The 15,443-nt window shown below is 51.7% G+C and carries 15 protein-coding genes; 3 read left to right on the top strand and 12 right to left on the bottom strand.

Features of this window, described 5'->3' with window-relative positions; translation table 11 throughout:
- Positions 1-420: 420 nt before the first annotated feature.
- The 11 genes from OM794_RS04030 to guaB form a co-directional block, all read right to left on the bottom strand.
- On the bottom strand, positions 421-1,371 hold the full coding sequence (locus tag OM794_RS04030) for a DUF808 domain-containing protein (RefSeq protein WP_226250369.1): 951 nt from the start codon (positions 1,369-1,371) through the stop codon (positions 421-423).
- 215 nt (positions 1,372-1,586) lie between these two features.
- Entirely contained in the window at positions 1,587-2,351 is a 765-nt protein-coding gene (locus tag OM794_RS04025) for a PhzF family phenazine biosynthesis protein (protein ID WP_226250370.1), read from the bottom strand.
- A gap of 26 nt (positions 2,352-2,377) precedes the next feature.
- Complete coding sequence (locus OM794_RS04020) at positions 2,378-2,587, bottom strand: LysR substrate-binding domain-containing protein (RefSeq protein WP_226250371.1); 210 nt, start codon at positions 2,585-2,587, stop codon at positions 2,378-2,380.
- A gap of 82 nt (positions 2,588-2,669) precedes the next feature.
- On the bottom strand, positions 2,670-2,939 hold the full coding sequence (locus tag OM794_RS04015) for a hypothetical protein (RefSeq protein WP_265154279.1): 270 nt from the start codon (positions 2,937-2,939) through the stop codon (positions 2,670-2,672).
- 11 nt (positions 2,940-2,950) lie between these two features.
- A complete protein-coding gene (locus OM794_RS04010; protein ID WP_265154278.1) occupies positions 2,951-4,168 on the bottom strand; it encodes a class I SAM-dependent DNA methyltransferase in 1,218 nt (405 codons plus the stop codon).
- Positions 4,169-4,182: 14 nt separating this feature from the next.
- Positions 4,183-5,238, bottom strand: coding sequence for a hypothetical protein (locus OM794_RS04005; protein ID WP_226250373.1), 1,056 nt, complete (start codon positions 5,236-5,238; stop codon positions 4,183-4,185).
- 3 nt (positions 5,239-5,241) lie between these two features.
- Complete coding sequence (locus OM794_RS04000) at positions 5,242-5,937, bottom strand: AAA family ATPase (protein WP_265154277.1); 696 nt, start codon at positions 5,935-5,937, stop codon at positions 5,242-5,244.
- Positions 5,938-5,966: 29 nt separating this feature from the next.
- Positions 5,967-6,836, bottom strand: a complete 870-nt coding sequence (locus OM794_RS03995; protein ID WP_265154276.1) for an ATP-binding protein — start codon at positions 6,834-6,836, stop codon at positions 5,967-5,969.
- Entirely contained in the window at positions 6,833-8,584 is a 1,752-nt protein-coding gene (locus OM794_RS03990) for a restriction endonuclease subunit S (RefSeq protein ID WP_226250375.1), read from the bottom strand. Before OM794_RS03990 ends, OM794_RS03995 begins: the two co-directional genes overlap by 4 nt.
- 308 nt (positions 8,585-8,892) lie before the next feature.
- Positions 8,893-10,470: a glutamine-hydrolyzing GMP synthase gene (gene guaA / locus OM794_RS03985; RefSeq protein ID WP_226250376.1), complete on the bottom strand. Its 1,578-nt coding sequence runs from the start codon at positions 10,468-10,470 to the stop codon at positions 8,893-8,895.
- A 96-nt stretch (positions 10,471-10,566) separates the two neighbouring features.
- Positions 10,567-12,036, bottom strand: coding sequence for an IMP dehydrogenase (gene guaB / locus OM794_RS03980; protein WP_226250377.1), 1,470 nt, complete (start codon positions 12,034-12,036; stop codon positions 10,567-10,569).
- A gap of 170 nt (positions 12,037-12,206) precedes the next feature.
- Between guaB and OM794_RS03975 the strand changes: the two genes are divergently transcribed.
- The 3 genes from OM794_RS03975 to OM794_RS03965 are packed head-to-tail and all read left to right on the top strand — an operon-like array spanning position 12,207 to position 15,190.
- Entirely contained in the window at positions 12,207-12,797 is a 591-nt protein-coding gene (locus tag OM794_RS03975) for a DsbA family protein (RefSeq protein ID WP_226250378.1), read from the top strand.
- Between the two features lie 4 nt (positions 12,798-12,801).
- Positions 12,802-14,151, top strand: a complete 1,350-nt coding sequence (gene xseA / locus OM794_RS03970; protein ID WP_226250379.1) for an exodeoxyribonuclease VII large subunit — start codon at positions 12,802-12,804, stop codon at positions 14,149-14,151.
- A 52-nt stretch (positions 14,152-14,203) separates the two neighbouring features.
- On the top strand, positions 14,204-15,190 hold the full coding sequence (locus OM794_RS03965) for a hypothetical protein (protein ID WP_226250380.1): 987 nt from the start codon (positions 14,204-14,206) through the stop codon (positions 15,188-15,190).
- A gap of 88 nt (positions 15,191-15,278) precedes the next feature.
- Here OM794_RS03965 and OM794_RS03960 read toward each other — a convergent pair whose 3' ends face one another.
- Complete coding sequence (locus tag OM794_RS03960; RefSeq protein WP_226250381.1) at positions 15,279-15,422, bottom strand: hypothetical protein; 144 nt, start codon at positions 15,420-15,422, stop codon at positions 15,279-15,281.
- Positions 15,423-15,443 lie beyond the last annotated feature (21 nt).

The raw sequence follows: 15,443 nt of genomic DNA, 5'->3' as shown, positions 1-15,443 counted from the left end.
TTTCAGGTTCGGAATTCGAGATAGGGAGTTTGGCAGCAACAGATAACCTCACCTTCGCAGCCACCGGGACTAGTACACTGATATCTTCAGAAACCGTCGCTGCACGCACATATAGTCATGAGTAGATACCGCTCCATCTGCGCGAGCGAGGGATCATTTAATCACCACGAAGCCATCGACCATGTCTCTGTCGGCATCTCTAGTTCCACATTCATGTAGATAAAGCGTGAACGGTGGTGCTGTTGGTGCTGTTGGTGCTGTTGGTGCTGTTAGTGCTGTTAGTGCTGTTAGTGCTGTTAGTGCTGTTAGTGCTGTTAGTGCTGTTAGTGCTGTTAGTGCTGTTAGTGCTGTAGTGTCTTGACTGCACACAGATGCATCAATGTTCAGCAGTGGAAAAATCATCAGCGTCTCAGCTAAAAATTATTCAGCATGCGCTTTCTTGGTGGGCATGAGGTTCAGCAGCCCCACCACAACCGAGCCCACTAAAAAGCCAATCACCGCAGAGCACAGCGTATTGAAGCTCCAGCCCAGCGTGCCACCCAAGGCACCGGTTGCCTCGCTAATGCCTTGCTCAATATGGTGTACCCACTCATAGGGAGCGTTGAACCAACCCGTACCGTCGGCACCAAGATTGGCCATCAGGATATGCCCACCCACCCAGAGCATGGCGACGGTTCCCACGACCGAGATGGTCGCTAGCACCTTGGGCATAGCAGTCACCAAACCACGGCCCAGGGTCTGCACTCCCGAACTATCCCGCTGGGCGAGCTTTAGGCCGATATCATCCATCCTGATCAACAGCGCGACCACGCCATACACCAGAATAGTGATGAAAAACGCGACCACCACCAGGCTAACCATCTGCGACCAGAATCCTTGATGGGACACTGTTGAAAGCGCGATCACCATGATTTCGGCGGACAGAATCAGATCGGTACGAATGGCGCCACCCACGATCTGTTTCTCGGCCTCCGGCCCCTTCTCTACCGCTGGCTTATCGTCGTCATGCTGACCAGAGAGCTTGTGCCAGACTTTCTCCGCGCCTTCAAAAGCCAGGTAGGTGCCGCCTATCATCAGGATGATCGGCAATAGTGCGGGCAAAAAGTGATTCAGCAGCAGCGCCACCGGCAGGATAAAAATCAGCTTGTTGCGAATCGAGCCCAGCGCGATCTTCTTCACAATCGCCAGTTCACGCTCCGCAGCCACCCCCTGCAAATATTGCGGCGTCACCGCCGTATCATCCACCACCACTCCGGCCGCCTTCGCCGTCGCACGCCCAGCGGCGGCACTCACATCGTCCAATGATGCTGCAGTCAACTTCGCCAATGCGGCAATGTCATCCAGTAATCCTATCAAGCCGCCTATAGCCATGGGTGCTTCCTCCGTGAATAACAGTTGCAGATAGTAACGTATACAGCGGCTGGGGCCGATGCCCTCTTTTGCGCCAAGGGCAGTGTTGTTTCACTCCCTCTCAATTCATTACCTACCCCCACTGCGTCTCTTTAAAGAGTGGCATTCAAGGGAGCGTCTTATTGAGCGGGGGACTAATCTAGGGAGGGAATTTTCAGGCAGAGTAATTTGCCCCATTAGATAAAAGGCGCAACACGGCCTTTGATCTTTACGCGCTCGCCTTCCACAACGCAGCTCAGCGCACCTTGGCGTGCGCCACCCTGGCGGGTAGTCAGCGCCTGCTTATCTAAACGTGCTGCCCAGTAAGGTGCAAGCGAGGTGTGGGCCGAGCCGGTGACGGGGTCTTCTTCCACGCCGACCTTGGGGCCAAACCAGCGAGGCACAAAATCCACATCATCGCCTTTCGCGGTGACGGCCACACCCCGCCCCGGTAGCTGTTTAAGCTGCTGCATATCCGGCGCAAGGCGTTCAATCACGCTGGCCTCTTCAACCACCACCACAATGTCACCCGAGATAAGCAGTTCCTCGATCTCGATACCGCTCAGGGCAGCCGCTACCTCCGCGTGCATGTCTAGAGGCGCTAGCGTTTTCGCGGGGAAATCCATGGCCAGCGCATAGCCATCACGCCGAATGGTCAGCGCACCGCTGCGGGTTTCAAAGGCCACCGCCTCTGCCACAACGCCCAAGATATGAAGCGCCACCCACGCCGCCGCTAACGTGGCGTGGCCGCACAGATCCACCTCCACCGAAGGCGTAAACCAGCGCAGGTGGTAGCCCGCTTCCGTGGGTACGAAAAATGCGGTTTCGGAAAGGTTATTTTTCGCTGTAATGGCCTGCAGCAGCGCATCATCCAACCACGCATCCAGCGGGCACACCGCCGCTGGGTTGCCTTCAAAGGGCTTTGAGGCAAAGGCATCTACTTGGTATAGATCGATTTTCATGACTTATCTCTTAACGACAAAAATAATCAAGAACAGCACTCTCTTAGCAACTGCCGCCCTACTGGAATAAGCGGTTTCTTTTTGGGCCAGAAAGCAATTAGATGCCGCGTTCTATTAGGAGAAAAGGGGCGGGTTACGATATCGGCGTTGAGTTTATTCACTAACGCCAGCGTGGGCACTAAGCTAACGCCAACCCCGCTGGCCATCATTTGCAGCAGGGTGCGAGTATCGCGCACCCAAAAATCGAATATGACTAGTAGATAGCGATCTTTAATTAAACAGCAGCACCTCCTTATATAGAAAACATAGCCTTAGAACCTAAGACTTTAATCCAGACTCAACATCTTTGAACGCAAACAATGCTGCTTCAATATGCTCAATAATCTCCTGCTGAAGCACATACGGGGGCGGTAAATCATCGATATTCTCAAGACTATCGTCCTTCAACCAAAAAATATCCAGATTCGCCTTATCACGAATGATCAAATCTTCGTAACGATAGTATTTGAAACGCTCAGTCTCACGTCGTTCGCTCCGGTTTCCCGGATTGAAACAAGTGATAAAATCATGAAGATCATCTAGCTTCAAGGTGCGGCTCTTCAGAGTAAAGTGTTTATTCGTACGTAAATCGTAGTACCACACCCCCTTAGTATTTGCATTCTCGCCATTAGAAGCATTATCAAAAAAACTACATTCGCTTTTACACCATTTGCGTAGAAGATGCCGGTAGGCAAACGCAAAATCGTATGCACGTCACAAGTTTCCAACAATTTGCGGCGAATCTTCTCACCTGCACCACCTTCAAACAGTACATTATCTGGCAGCACTACCGCCGCCTTACCGCCTTTTTTGAGCATGCTTACGATGTGCTGCAGGAAATTGAGCTGTTTGTTAGAAGTACTTTCCCAGAAATCCTGGCGCTCTATGGTCAATGCACTCTTGTCTTCTTCACTCTCCTCGTTGGTGATGGTTATGCTGCTTTTCCTACCAAAAGGGGGATTGGCCAGCACGTAATCCACTTTTTTATCGGGTTCAACAGCCAGCGCATCGGCTCTGTCGATGCGCGGCTCACCATCCACTTCGCCTATGCCATGCAGGAAGAGATTCATCAGACATAGTCGTCGGGTGCTAGCCACGATCTCGTTTCCATGGAAGGTCTTATCACGTAGGAAATTGGCTTGCGTACTATTGAGCTTAGGCAGATCGCGCTTTAGCCATTCGGCATTAACCTTAAGCCACTCACCAGTTCCGGTGAGCCATTCATTGGCTGCTAGAAAGAAACCACCAGTGCCACATGCTGGATCAGCAATAGTCTTTTTAGGCTGTAGCTGCATACAGGCCACAATGGCCTGGATAATAGGGCGTGGAGTAAAGTACTGGCCGGCACCACTTTTTGTATCCTCAGCGTTTTTTTGGAGCAAACCTTCGTACAAGTCTCCCTTAGTATCGATATTCATGCCGATCCAGCTTTGCTCGTCGATCATCTGCACCAACCGCGAGAGCTTGGCGGGATCGTGGATCTTGTTCTGTGCCTTGCAAAAAATAGCGCCCAACATGCCGCATTGATTTCCAAGCTTGTTCAGTGTCTCAACGTAATGAACTTCAAGAGGTACTCCAGTTTTATTGCGCAAGCTAGCCCAGTCATACTCTGGGGGGATGTGTGATTTTCGCAAATGCGGCGGCTGCGCATATTCATGCGCCATTTTCAGGAACAGTAAATAAGTAAGCTGTTCCAGATAGTCGCCATAGCCCACGCCATCATCACGCAGAGTGTTACAAAAGTTCCAGACTTTATGGATGAGAGATGAGGTATTCATTCATGACTTCTATTTTACGCAATGACTTTAGTCGGCAACGCAGCCCGAATCATTGCTAGCAGTTGTAAATTTCCTTGCTTACAATGAACAAGCAAGAACTCATATACTTTATCTTTGAAAAATTCTTGGCCTTGCCCGCGATGCTTTCGGCTATATTCCATCAGTTGCTCTAGCTGATAAATAACATCATCATTGCTCGCGCTTTCATCAAGCTTGGAATGAGAAAACCAGTCAGGCAACGCGGACAGCCAATTATCAAAATTGGGATCAAAGACGCTATTCTCCAATCTACTCTTTATGGAAAATATACTTTCCCATGTACGTATCTCTTCGATATCTGGGTTAACATCAATAATCCACTGTGGGTTCCCAAGCCCATTTGACATAGGAATAGAGTTCTCAAGCGAAATATCAGCAACAACAGTGCCATAAGGATAAATAGCTTTTCTACGATCTCCATTAGAATATAATACATCCTCTTGCCCTTTATATCTTTGATTGCACTTCCCCCCCATTGGGACAAGATTTTCAAAATTCGCAGCTGCTAGCGGGTAGTGGCTTCTAGCAAGGTAGTGATCTTCATCTTCACTGGCTTGCCCAGGTGCATCGAAAGGCTCCATTCCGCAAAAAGGGCAAGTTTTGTGACTAATTTTTTCGTAAATAATTTTATAATGTTCTGCACGGATCTCCATTTTCGACAGTAATGAAAAACCCTCGTCAAAAATAGCTTTTGCTGATTCAAGCACAAACTGAAGCCCATCTCCGAATACTGGAACATCAACAGTTCCATCTAACAGTCCGGCAACATTATTTTGCTGCTTCAATTTTAAAACGAAAACCTTTCGATTTTCAGAAGAAACAGCAGACGCACTTCTGCTAAACTCAATAAACAATTCTTTTACTTTTCTTTTCTTCTTGAGCCTCTCAAAATATTCCTGAGGAATAACACTAGAGCAATCTTTAATTTCTTCGCCTTGATCCAGCGATTGACAGATATTCTCGATAGTCAAAACAATACAGTTGTGAATCCAATTGTTCTGAATTGCCTCTGATGGGTAATTAAAAAACACAGCTTATTCCTTACCTTCTTGCAGTGCAGCGAGGCGAGCTGCAAGCCTCATTCGAGCCGTAGAATCTCCAAGATTACTTAGTGCAGTTTGAATTTCCTCTGCGCTTCCTTTGACCAACAGATTGTCAATTTCATCTCTTGGCAACGCTGAAATAGGTGGTTGAATTTCAAAGCATTCCGCTAAAATCGCGTCAAATTTGCTTCCATAAGTCTGAATTTCAGGGAGACGAACCTTAATGGAGGTCGTTTCTAAATCTTTCTTAAAGATTAACACGTTCTCCCTCTGCATATCCGAAGGCACAAAAGGAGAATGGGTAGTCAACAAACATTCTTGCTGAGCAGCCTCTGTATTAGAAGCCCTGCTTCCTACATCAGTAGGAAAATTACGAATCATTTTAATAAATTCAACACGCCATCTCGGATTGAAATGGCTTTCCGGTTCATCTAGCAAAAATAATACATTACGGCCAGATGCCATTCCAATCATCCCGAGGATCTGGGCCAACTGGTGCTCACCGTCAGAAAGGGAAACGTAATCGACAGGCTTATTCTTTCCTGTTAATAGAAATTCAAGCTTTTCGAAGCGAAATACCTTGTGCTCATCAACTGGTTCAGGCAAACGGGATGCAAACCGACGGTCTTTTATTCCTGTATCAAATTTTTTCCTAGAAGTCTTTGGAATAATCAAGTCATTCAACATTGCCAACTTGTGGAAGCAGGAATACAGCTCTAATGTACCGTCAGGCCAGTAATGAGAAAAAGCTTGGTGCACAGATTCATCAATAAAAAAATCGAAAATGTAAGTATTTTTCTTAATATTATGCTCGAAACATGTGGAACATTTTTCATGAAACCGATGTAATTTTGGAGTTCTTGGGTCAGTTTCACTCCTCCCGATGGTGCAGCAGGGTGGTTGAGCTGAACCACGCATCGGAAAGACCTGAATTTCTCAAGCCTTTGCGTCTCGATGAGTCTTTGTTTAACATCTTCTGAGCCGAGTAGTAGATTTGCTACCAAGACCTCAAGGTTAGTACTGTAATCAATTAGCATCAATCGAGGGTCTTTGATTGGCTTATCTTTTTTATCTTTATTTTTGGCATTCTTAGCTACTTCATCAGCGTAACCTGCCCTACTTGCAAAGAAAGGCAGACTCAGGGTTTCATTATCACCCGATGTGTAGCCAATGACTTTGGCAGGCAATAGCTCTGAAATTCTTCGCGGATCGTTTAATTCTTCCCAGTCTTCATCAACCAGTACTTCTACTTTAATTTTTTTCTTCCGCGTTCCGTCTCGTTTTCGGCTAATACGAACCCGTGAAAATTTCTCATATAAATCTGAAATAAGGTATTCAAGCTCAAAAAAAAGTTCATCGTTTGAAGTACCACGTTCTTCCTCCGGTGAAAATTCGCAAAGTACTGAGTGAAATATTTCCGCAACCACTTGCAGCAGTTGTGATTTACCAGTGCCATTCGGGCCGACCAAGCATATTGGGTCAAACAAGTTGGTATTAGCATTCGGCCCTCTAAATGGTACATTTATCCCGTCAAGCAGACCACCACAAGTATCTGCTCCTGTAATCGTTAGAGAAACAAGCTTCATTTTTTCAAACTCCTGAAGCGGATTTGCCCATAGTAGGAGTCAAAATATTGCTCGACAATTGGTTTCTCATCCGAAAGCAAACCGAATAGCTCACTTTTTATTTGTTCGTAATCACCTGCAACAGCATTCCTAATATTTTCAAAAGAGAAATCTGTTTCCGCCTGCGAAGAGATCCACTCTATGAGAGTTATAGACTTGGAGGATGGCATTTTCGAAGTCCTGACTTTTTTTTCTTTGGGAGCTGTTTTAGTCTGAAAAGCGCGTTTTTCACGAATATTTTCTAACAAAACTTTAGCAGGTTCGTCGTTCCGATCTTGTGGTACCAACTGACCAGAGAAAGCAGCACGTAAGATATTTTGGCGTTGGGCAGAGGATTGCTTCAGGCTCAACTCTATTGCCCGTTCCTGTTGTAAAATAATTTCCAATTGAGTACGAATCTGACTCAATATTTCTACTTGTTCTTCGGCTGAGGCTACTGGGATAGGAAATGTTCTTAAGACAGTCATATTAATGGATGCCAAATTAGTGGTTTGTTTGCCAGCATTTTGAAACCACTGCTTTCCAAAAATATTTCCGTGATGAGATATCAACTCAGACTGTTGCTCTGAGAGAAAAGGCCGCATACGAAATACATGATTCTGGTGAATACATTCAGCAATTTCATTACGCCATACCCAGCCACGCCCCAGCTTATCGCGATCCCCTCCCTCGTTGAACAAAATGTCGCCATTTTGAAGACTTAACGCAGCGATATCACGCTCCGTTGCAAGGATCGTTTTCAGCTCGGTCAGATCTAAATATCCGCGCTGAACGTTAGCAACTCGTAGATAGGGCACCTCTCGTAAGGCTATCTCACTCGAGCGTTTAGTTCCTTTTGCTACTCCTGAAGTAATATCACCCAGCATATCCAAGCTCGCCCACACCCATCCTCGCGGTAGCTGTGGCAAATCGGTGGTGTTGGGCTGCACCGGTTCTGGGTATTTTTTTTGCCAGCCTCGAGGGGGCTTTTTGCCTTCTTCAGCGAACCTAGCCAGTTGTCTCTTTTCCCAGCGAAGGCGGCGCTCATACAGGATACGTTCAAGCAATTGCGAGCCAGATTCGTCAATCGAATGATTTTTTTTACGCCACTCAACCGTTAGTTTACCCTCCAGGGCTTCCTTTAGCAGCGTCTGGCGGTATTGCGAGAGCTTGGACTGCGCCATCTTCAACTCAGCCACGCCTGCATCAAGACTGGATAGAAGTTCATCAAGCTTCTTTACAATGCGTATTTGCTCTGCGGTAGGCGCTATAGGAAATGGAACTAGCGCAGCCTTCGCCCCAGAGATTTCGAGGAAGGTAGTCCCACTAGCCAAACTTTCAGCATATTGTTTCGCTGAGGTAAGCCAGTGATAGACATAGTCCGAGCTCACACCTTCGAAAGGAACATAGCTCTTAAAGCCTTGACTGGTTGTCAATGGGTTTGAGGCGATAGCCACATACCCAATCGGTGCACGTGAGCTAAACAGCACTGCCCCTTCAGGAAGCCACCTTGCCCCTGAATTTTGAAACCCTGTTTCCGTGATATTCCGTGCTCCACGTACTATGAATTTCTGATTGTAACCGGAGAGATCTGATGGGGTTACCCAAGGGATTTGCCCACCAAAGTTGCTTGAATCTTTTGTAGGCGGCGTTCCACCACCTACAACTTCTGCAACGTCTCCCATCGTTGCCCAACACCACGTTTTAGGAAGCTTCCATAAATCACTCACGCTGCAAACTCCCGAATCATGTCAACCAACATGGCATCCAAGCTCCACCCCAATAATACCAAACCTTCTGCATACCACCTTTAGTGGAGAACTGGGCACATGCAACCATACAGTTCACTCCAAATAAATGAAGCCTCACAAATCACAATGAGTTGAAGCCGCAAGATCCAAGCCCAGAAACACCGGTGTACTACGGAGGTAAAGGTTTTGAGATCCGATCCTAATCCCAGAACGGCAATATCCTTAGCAAAAAACTATTTAACATCATACATTCAAAATACTCGCTAACAGTTTGGATGGAAGTTTCATCACTCCCACTCAATAGTAGCAGGCGGCTTGCTGGAGACATCATAAGTCACCCGAGACACCCCTTCCAACTCATTGATAATCCGGTTAGAAACCTTCTCCAGCAGCTCATAGGGCAGGTGCGCCCAGCGGGCGGTCATGAAGTCGATGGTTTCGACCGCGCGTAGCGCGATGACCCATTCGTAGCGGCGGCCGTCGCCGACTACGCCTACGGATTTCACCGGCAGGAACACGGCAAACGCTTGGCTGGTTTTTTCGTACCATCCAGAGGCGCGTAGCTCTTCGATGAAGATAGCGTCGGCATCGCGGAGGATGTCGGCGTACTCTTTCTTCACTTCGCCCAGGATACGCACGCCCAGGCCGGGGCCGGGGAACGGGTGGCGGTAAACCATATCGTAGGGCAGGCCGAGTTCGAGGCCGAGTTTGCGCACTTCGTCTTTAAACAGTTCGCGCAGCGGCTCGACTAGCTTGAGCTTCATGGTTTCCGGCAGCCCACCCACGTTGTGGTGGGATTTGATCACGTGCGCTTTGCCTGTTTTAGAGGCAGCGGATTCGATCACGTCCGGGTAGATGGTGCCCTGGGCCAGGAAGTCGACGCCTTCAATTTTGCTGGCTTCTTCATCGAATACGTCGATAAAGGTGTTGCCGATGATTTTACGCTTGGCTTCTGGGTCTTTTTCGCCCTTCAGCTTGCCGAGGAACAGGTCTTCGGCGTCTACGCGAATCACCTTCACGCCCATGTGCTTGGCGAAGGTTTCCATGACCTGGTCACCCTCTGCTTTACGCAGCAGGCCGTTGTCGACGAAGACGCAGGTCAGTTGGGTGCCAATGGCTTTGTGCAGCAATGCGGCAACCACAGAGGAATCTACACCGCCGGAGAGGCCGAGCAGTACGTGGCGGTCACCCACTTGCTCGCGTACGCGCTGAACCTGGTCTTCGATGATTTGTGCGGGCGTCCAGAGCTTTTCGGCTTTACAGATATCCAGCACGAAGTGCTCAAGAATGCGCTGGCCCTGCAGGGTGTGAGTTACTTCCGGGTGGAACTGAACGCCGTAAAACTGTTTCTCTTCCCAGGCCATGGCGGCAATCGGGCAGCTCGGCGTAGAGGCAGTCACGGTGAACTCGGCGGGCGCTTGGGCGACCTTGTCGCCGTGGCTCATCCATACGTCCAGCAGGGTTTTGCCGCTTTTAGCGTCCACATGGTCTTTGATGTCTTTGAACAGCGCGTTGTCTTCGTCGATTTGAATCTGTGCGTAGCCGAATTCCCGCTGGTTGGAGCCTTCTACCTTACCGCCCAACTGCTCGGCCATGGTTTGCATGCCGTAGCAGATACCAAACACCGGCAGGCCCATTTCAAACACGCACTGCGGCGCACGCGGGGAGTCCAGTTCCGTCACGGATTCCGGCCCACCAGCCATGATAATGCCGTTGGGGTTGTACTCGCGGATCTCTTCTTCGGTGATATCAAACGCGCGGACTTCGGAATAGACGCCAATTTCGCGTACGCGGCGGGCGATCAGTTGGGTGTACTGGGAGCCGAAGTCGAGAATCAAAATCTTATGGGCGTGAATGTCACTCATGGCGGGGTCTCGGTTAAGCGGTGTGGGTGCCGCTGGTAAGGCCAAAAAGCAAGCGGCGGGGCAATGCCCGCCGCGCCATATAACTCATTTTGCTGGTTAGCTCACCCGGTAGTTGGGAGCTTCTTTGGTGATCTGCACGTTGTGGACGTGGGATTCGTTAAAGCCAGCGCCGGTAATCTGTACAAACTCCGGTTTGGTGCGCATTTCCTGAATATCGCGGCAGCCGGTGTAGCCCATGGAGGCGCGCAGCCCGCCCATTAGCTGGTGAACGATGGCGCTCATCATGCCTTTATAGGGAACGCGGCCTTCGATGCCTTCCGGCACCAGCTTCTCGGCGCCTTCACTCTTATCCTGGAAGTAGCGGTCGGCGCTGCCCTGGCTCTGCGACATGGCACCCATGGAGCCCATGCCACGGTAGGCCTTGTAGGTACGGCCCTGGTAAAGCTCGACTTCGCCGGGGGCTTCTTCGGTACCGGCCAGCAGGCCACCGACCATCACGGCGCTGGCGCCAGCGGCAATCGCCTTGGCCAAATCACCGGAGTAGCGCACGCCGCCATCGGCAATCAGCGGAATGTCATACTCTTTGAGCGCTTCGGCGACGTTGGAAACCGCGGTAATTTGCGGTACGCCAACGCCAGCTACAATGCGCGTGGTGCAGATCGAGCCAGGGCCGATACCGACTTTCACGGCATCCGCGCCTGCTTCGGCCAGCGCCCGGGCAGCACCGGCGGTGGCGATGTTGCCGCCAATCACTTGAATCTGTGGGAAGTGCTCTTTGATCCAGCGAACGCGGTCAAGAACGCCTTGGGAGTGGCCGTGAGCGGTATCGACAATGATCACGTCAACCCCTGCTTCAGCCAGGGCGGCCACGCGATCCGGGGTTTCCGGGCCGGTGCCTACCGCTGCGCCGACTAACAAACGGCCATCGCTGTCTTTGGCGGCCATTGGGTAAGTGCGGGCTTTTTCGATATCCTGGAAGGTGACTAGGCCACGCAGGTGGAACTCGTCATCAACGATCAGCATTTTCTCTATGCGGTGTTCGCGCATTTTAGCTTTACTGACTTCAAGCTCGGTGCCTTCCGGCACGGTGATCAGCCGGTCGCGGGGGGTCATGATCGCTTCAACGCTGTCGCCGTGATTAGGCTGGAAACGCATATCGCGTTCGGTCACGATACCCACCAGGGTTTCGCCTTCTACCACCGGGAAACCGGAGAAGCCGTATTCACGCGCCATGGTGAGCAGGTCTTCGAGCTTGGCTTTGGGGCTAACGGTGACAGGGTCTTTTACAATCACGCTTTCGTGCTTTTTGACCTTGCGCACCTCAGCCGCTTGCTGGGTCATGGCCATGCTCTTATGGATGATGCCGATGCCGCCTTCCTGGGCCATCGCAATCGCTAGACGCGCTTCGGTAACGGTGTCCATCGCAGCAGAGAGTAGCGGAATATTGAGCGAAAGATTGCGGGTCAGGCGGGTTTTGAGGCTGACATCCTTGGGAAGAACATCGGAGAAGCCGGGAACGAGGAGAACGTCATCGAACGTTAGTGCTTCTTGGGCCATACGTAGCATAGCGGCAACACCCTGATTGAGAGGAAGTGGGGCGTGAAAGGTTAATCGCCTATTATAGCGTTTTGAGGGCCTTTCCAGCAATGCAGTCAGGCTGTTGTGCTTATACCAAATGCTAATGACGTATGCTGTTAGGCTGATAGCTGGCGATTTTTTCTGTTCAAGGAGGCTTTTTGTCTCAACAAATTATTGTTTACACCGATTACGTTTGCCCCTTCTGCCTGCTGGCGGAAGAGGCGATTGCCCAGGCGACCGAAGGCCTAGACGTGGAAATCCGCTGGCGGCCCTTCGAGCTGCGCCCTGCCCCGGTGCCCACGCTGAAGGTGGAGGATCCTTACTTGCCTAAGATATGGCAGGATTCGGTTTACCCCATGGCCAAAAAGCTCGGCGTGCCCATTACGCTGCCCAATATTTCCCCCCAGCCGCGCACCGACAAAGCCTTTGAAGTGTTCGCCATGGCCGAAGAGCAGGGCTTGGGCCACGCCTACTCCATGGCCGCGCTGAAAGCGTTCTTCCAGCAGGAGCGCGATATCGGCGACCCGGAAGTGCTGGCGGATATTGGTGAGTCGGTGGGCCTTGAGCGCCAGGCGGTACTCGATGCGCTGGCCCAGGGCAGCTACCGCGAGCAGCACCAGATGGCCCAGCGGCATGCGGTGGAAGAGGCACTTATTCAGTCGGTGCCTACCTTGGTCATCGATGGCGAAATGATTCAGGGCGTGCCTGACCCTGACGCTCTCAAACGTTTTCTGATCGAGCGCGGGTAATTCTATGGCCCCCACTACTCCCCAGGCCCTCACCGTCAGCCAACTCAACCAGCGCGCCAAGCAAACCCTTGAGCGCGATGTGGGCGAAGTGTGGGTGGAGGGCGAGCTCTCTAACGTTTCCCGCCCTGCGTCCGGGCATGTCTATTTCACGTTGAAGGATGACCGGGCGCAGATCCGCTGTGCGCTGTTTCGTCAGCGGGCGCGGTTTGTCTCAGCGCCGATGCGCGATGGTGATCAGGTCAAACTGCGTGGGCGGGTGTCGCTGTTTGAGCCCCGCGGCGATTATCAACTGATTGCCGAGGCCGTTCAGGCGGCAGGCCTGGGCGAGCTGCTGGCGGCCTTTGAACGTTTAAAAGCGCAGTTGGAAGGCGAAGGCGTGTTTGCCAACGCCCGACCGCTGCCCTTTCCGCCGCGCAAGCTGCTGATTTTAAGCTCGGCCACCGGCGCCGCCATTCGCGATGTGCTGGCGGTGCTGGAAGCGCGCTGGCCGCTGGCGGATGTGACGCTGATTCCGGTGCCGGTGCAGGGTGCAGAAGCGGCCCCGGCGATGATCTCCGCCTTGGGCCTGCTTAACCGTCAGGCGCGGCTAGACCCTGAGCGGGATGTGATTCTGATTACCCGCGGTGGCGGTAGCCTGGAAGACCTCTGGGCGTTTAACAACGAACACCTGGCAAGGGCGATTTTTCACTCCCGGTTACCGGTGATGTCGGCGGTAGGCCACGAGGTGGATGTCACCCTGGCGGACTTTGCCGCGGATATGCGCGCGCCTACCCCATCGGCTGCCGCCGAGCGCTTGGTTCCCGACCAAAACACCCTCAAGCGCCAGCTGGAGCATCAGCACAGCCGCCTGCAGCGGGCCATGCAGGCACGGTTAGAGCGCGACAGCCAGCGGCTGGATACCCTACGCGCCAAGCTGCGCCACCCCGGCGAACAACTCAACCGCCAGCGCCAGCACTTAACCGCCCTCAATCAGCGCTTGAATCGCGCCATGCAGCAAACGCTTAGTCAACAAAAAGCCCAGGTGACACAGCTGAGCAGGCGCTTGGCCAGCCAGGATATGGGACGATTACATCGCGCAGAAAGCGAACGCGTGAGCCAGTTACAGCGCCGTTTGGGGAGTGCGATGCAGCGCCAGCTGGAGAGCCGACAGGCACGCTTGAAAGCCGCCGCGCGGGAGTTAAACGCGGTCAGCCCGCTGGCGGTGCTGGGGCGCGGCTATGCGATTGCCCAGGATGAGCAGGGGCAGATCATTCGCCGCGCGGAAGATACCCAGCCCGGCCAGAAGCTGAAACTGAAGCTTGGCGAAGGCAGGCTAAGCGTGGAAGTTAAGCGGCGTCTAAAGTCCGGGGGTTAAAGTCCTAAGTTAAATGGTCGATATCTTCTAACAATGAGGAGAGGATACCGCCATGAAGATTGGATTTTCGTCTTTTACACTGATTAATCAGCGCCAGGATAAGCCGCAGTTTTTAACGCCTACCCGCGTCGCCCCCCAAAAGAGCGAGCCTGCTGAAGACGACCCGTTCACAAAGCGCCTTAAAAAGCAGCAGGAAGCCTTGGAGAGCTTGGCGTCGCTACCTACGCCAAAGGAAGCCTCCCAGCAGCAGGCCACCGATAAAGTGGGTTTCCTGCGCCAGCGGATTGAAATGCTGAAAGCCATGATGGCTTTCGCCTCTCCTGAACAGCTTAAAAACATGGCCAAGGAGCTCAAGAGCATCGCCCGTGAGCTTGCCGGTGCGGCTAAGCTACTGAACAATCAAGGTGGCGGTGGTGCTGGCATGACCGCGATTCCGTCCGTGGTTGCAACGACCGCAGTTCCCACGCCAGGAATCCCCACGACAGCAGCTCAACCGGCCGTCGCTCAAACCAGCGGAGCCGAATCAGCCGGAGCCCAGGCGGGTGGTGATGAGAGCGCCCAGGCAAGTGTGTCGAGCGACGCACAGCAAGCCGAAAACAGCGCACAAACAACCGAGGAAGACGCTGAGAAAAGTACTGAAGAAAAGGCGGGGCAAGAGGCCGAAAAAGCAGCGGGCGAGTCTGACGGTGATGAATCCACCGAACTCAGCGTATTACCTAGCCTGCCCACTCTCACTCAGAATGAAGACAATCGCTCAAAATCCAATGGCCCCAGCGCTAGTGAACACGCACTCCGCGGCGTACTGACTGACGCCCAAAAAGCGCTGCGCGAAGCGGTTAACGAACTGAAGATTCGGCTGAGAGAAGAAGACAAGGAAGCCCGTAGGGAGCTCAAGAAAGCAGAAGACATAATGGAAAAGACTGATCACGCGGTTGCAGCATCCACTTCTGAGGCCCTCTACTCCTCACTGGGGCAGTTGCTGCCTGCCTCGCTAGGTGACATTTCCGTTTCAACGACCTCTATCAACATAGAGGTTTAGCGCTAATAGAAAAGGCGCTACCGGAAGTAGCGCCTTTGTTGTTTAGCGTTGGCCTAAACAATTCTGCATAGAAACAATGTTGCATAGCTTATTTCTTGGAATCCTTACCTGACTTTTTATTATCATCGGATTCCGGGTTCACATGGTGGGTATCCGGCATCGGATTGGCCTCATCGTGGTGATCGTCACGATCTTTGGGGGCCTTTTTGTCGTTCTCGGGAACTTGAGTCATCGCTTACTCCTTACCTTATGT

Source organism: Halomonas sp. BDJS001, assembly GCF_026104355.1.
Lineage (GTDB): Bacteria > Pseudomonadota > Gammaproteobacteria > Pseudomonadales > Halomonadaceae > Vreelandella.
This window is presented reverse-complemented; position numbering and strand designations above follow the sequence as displayed.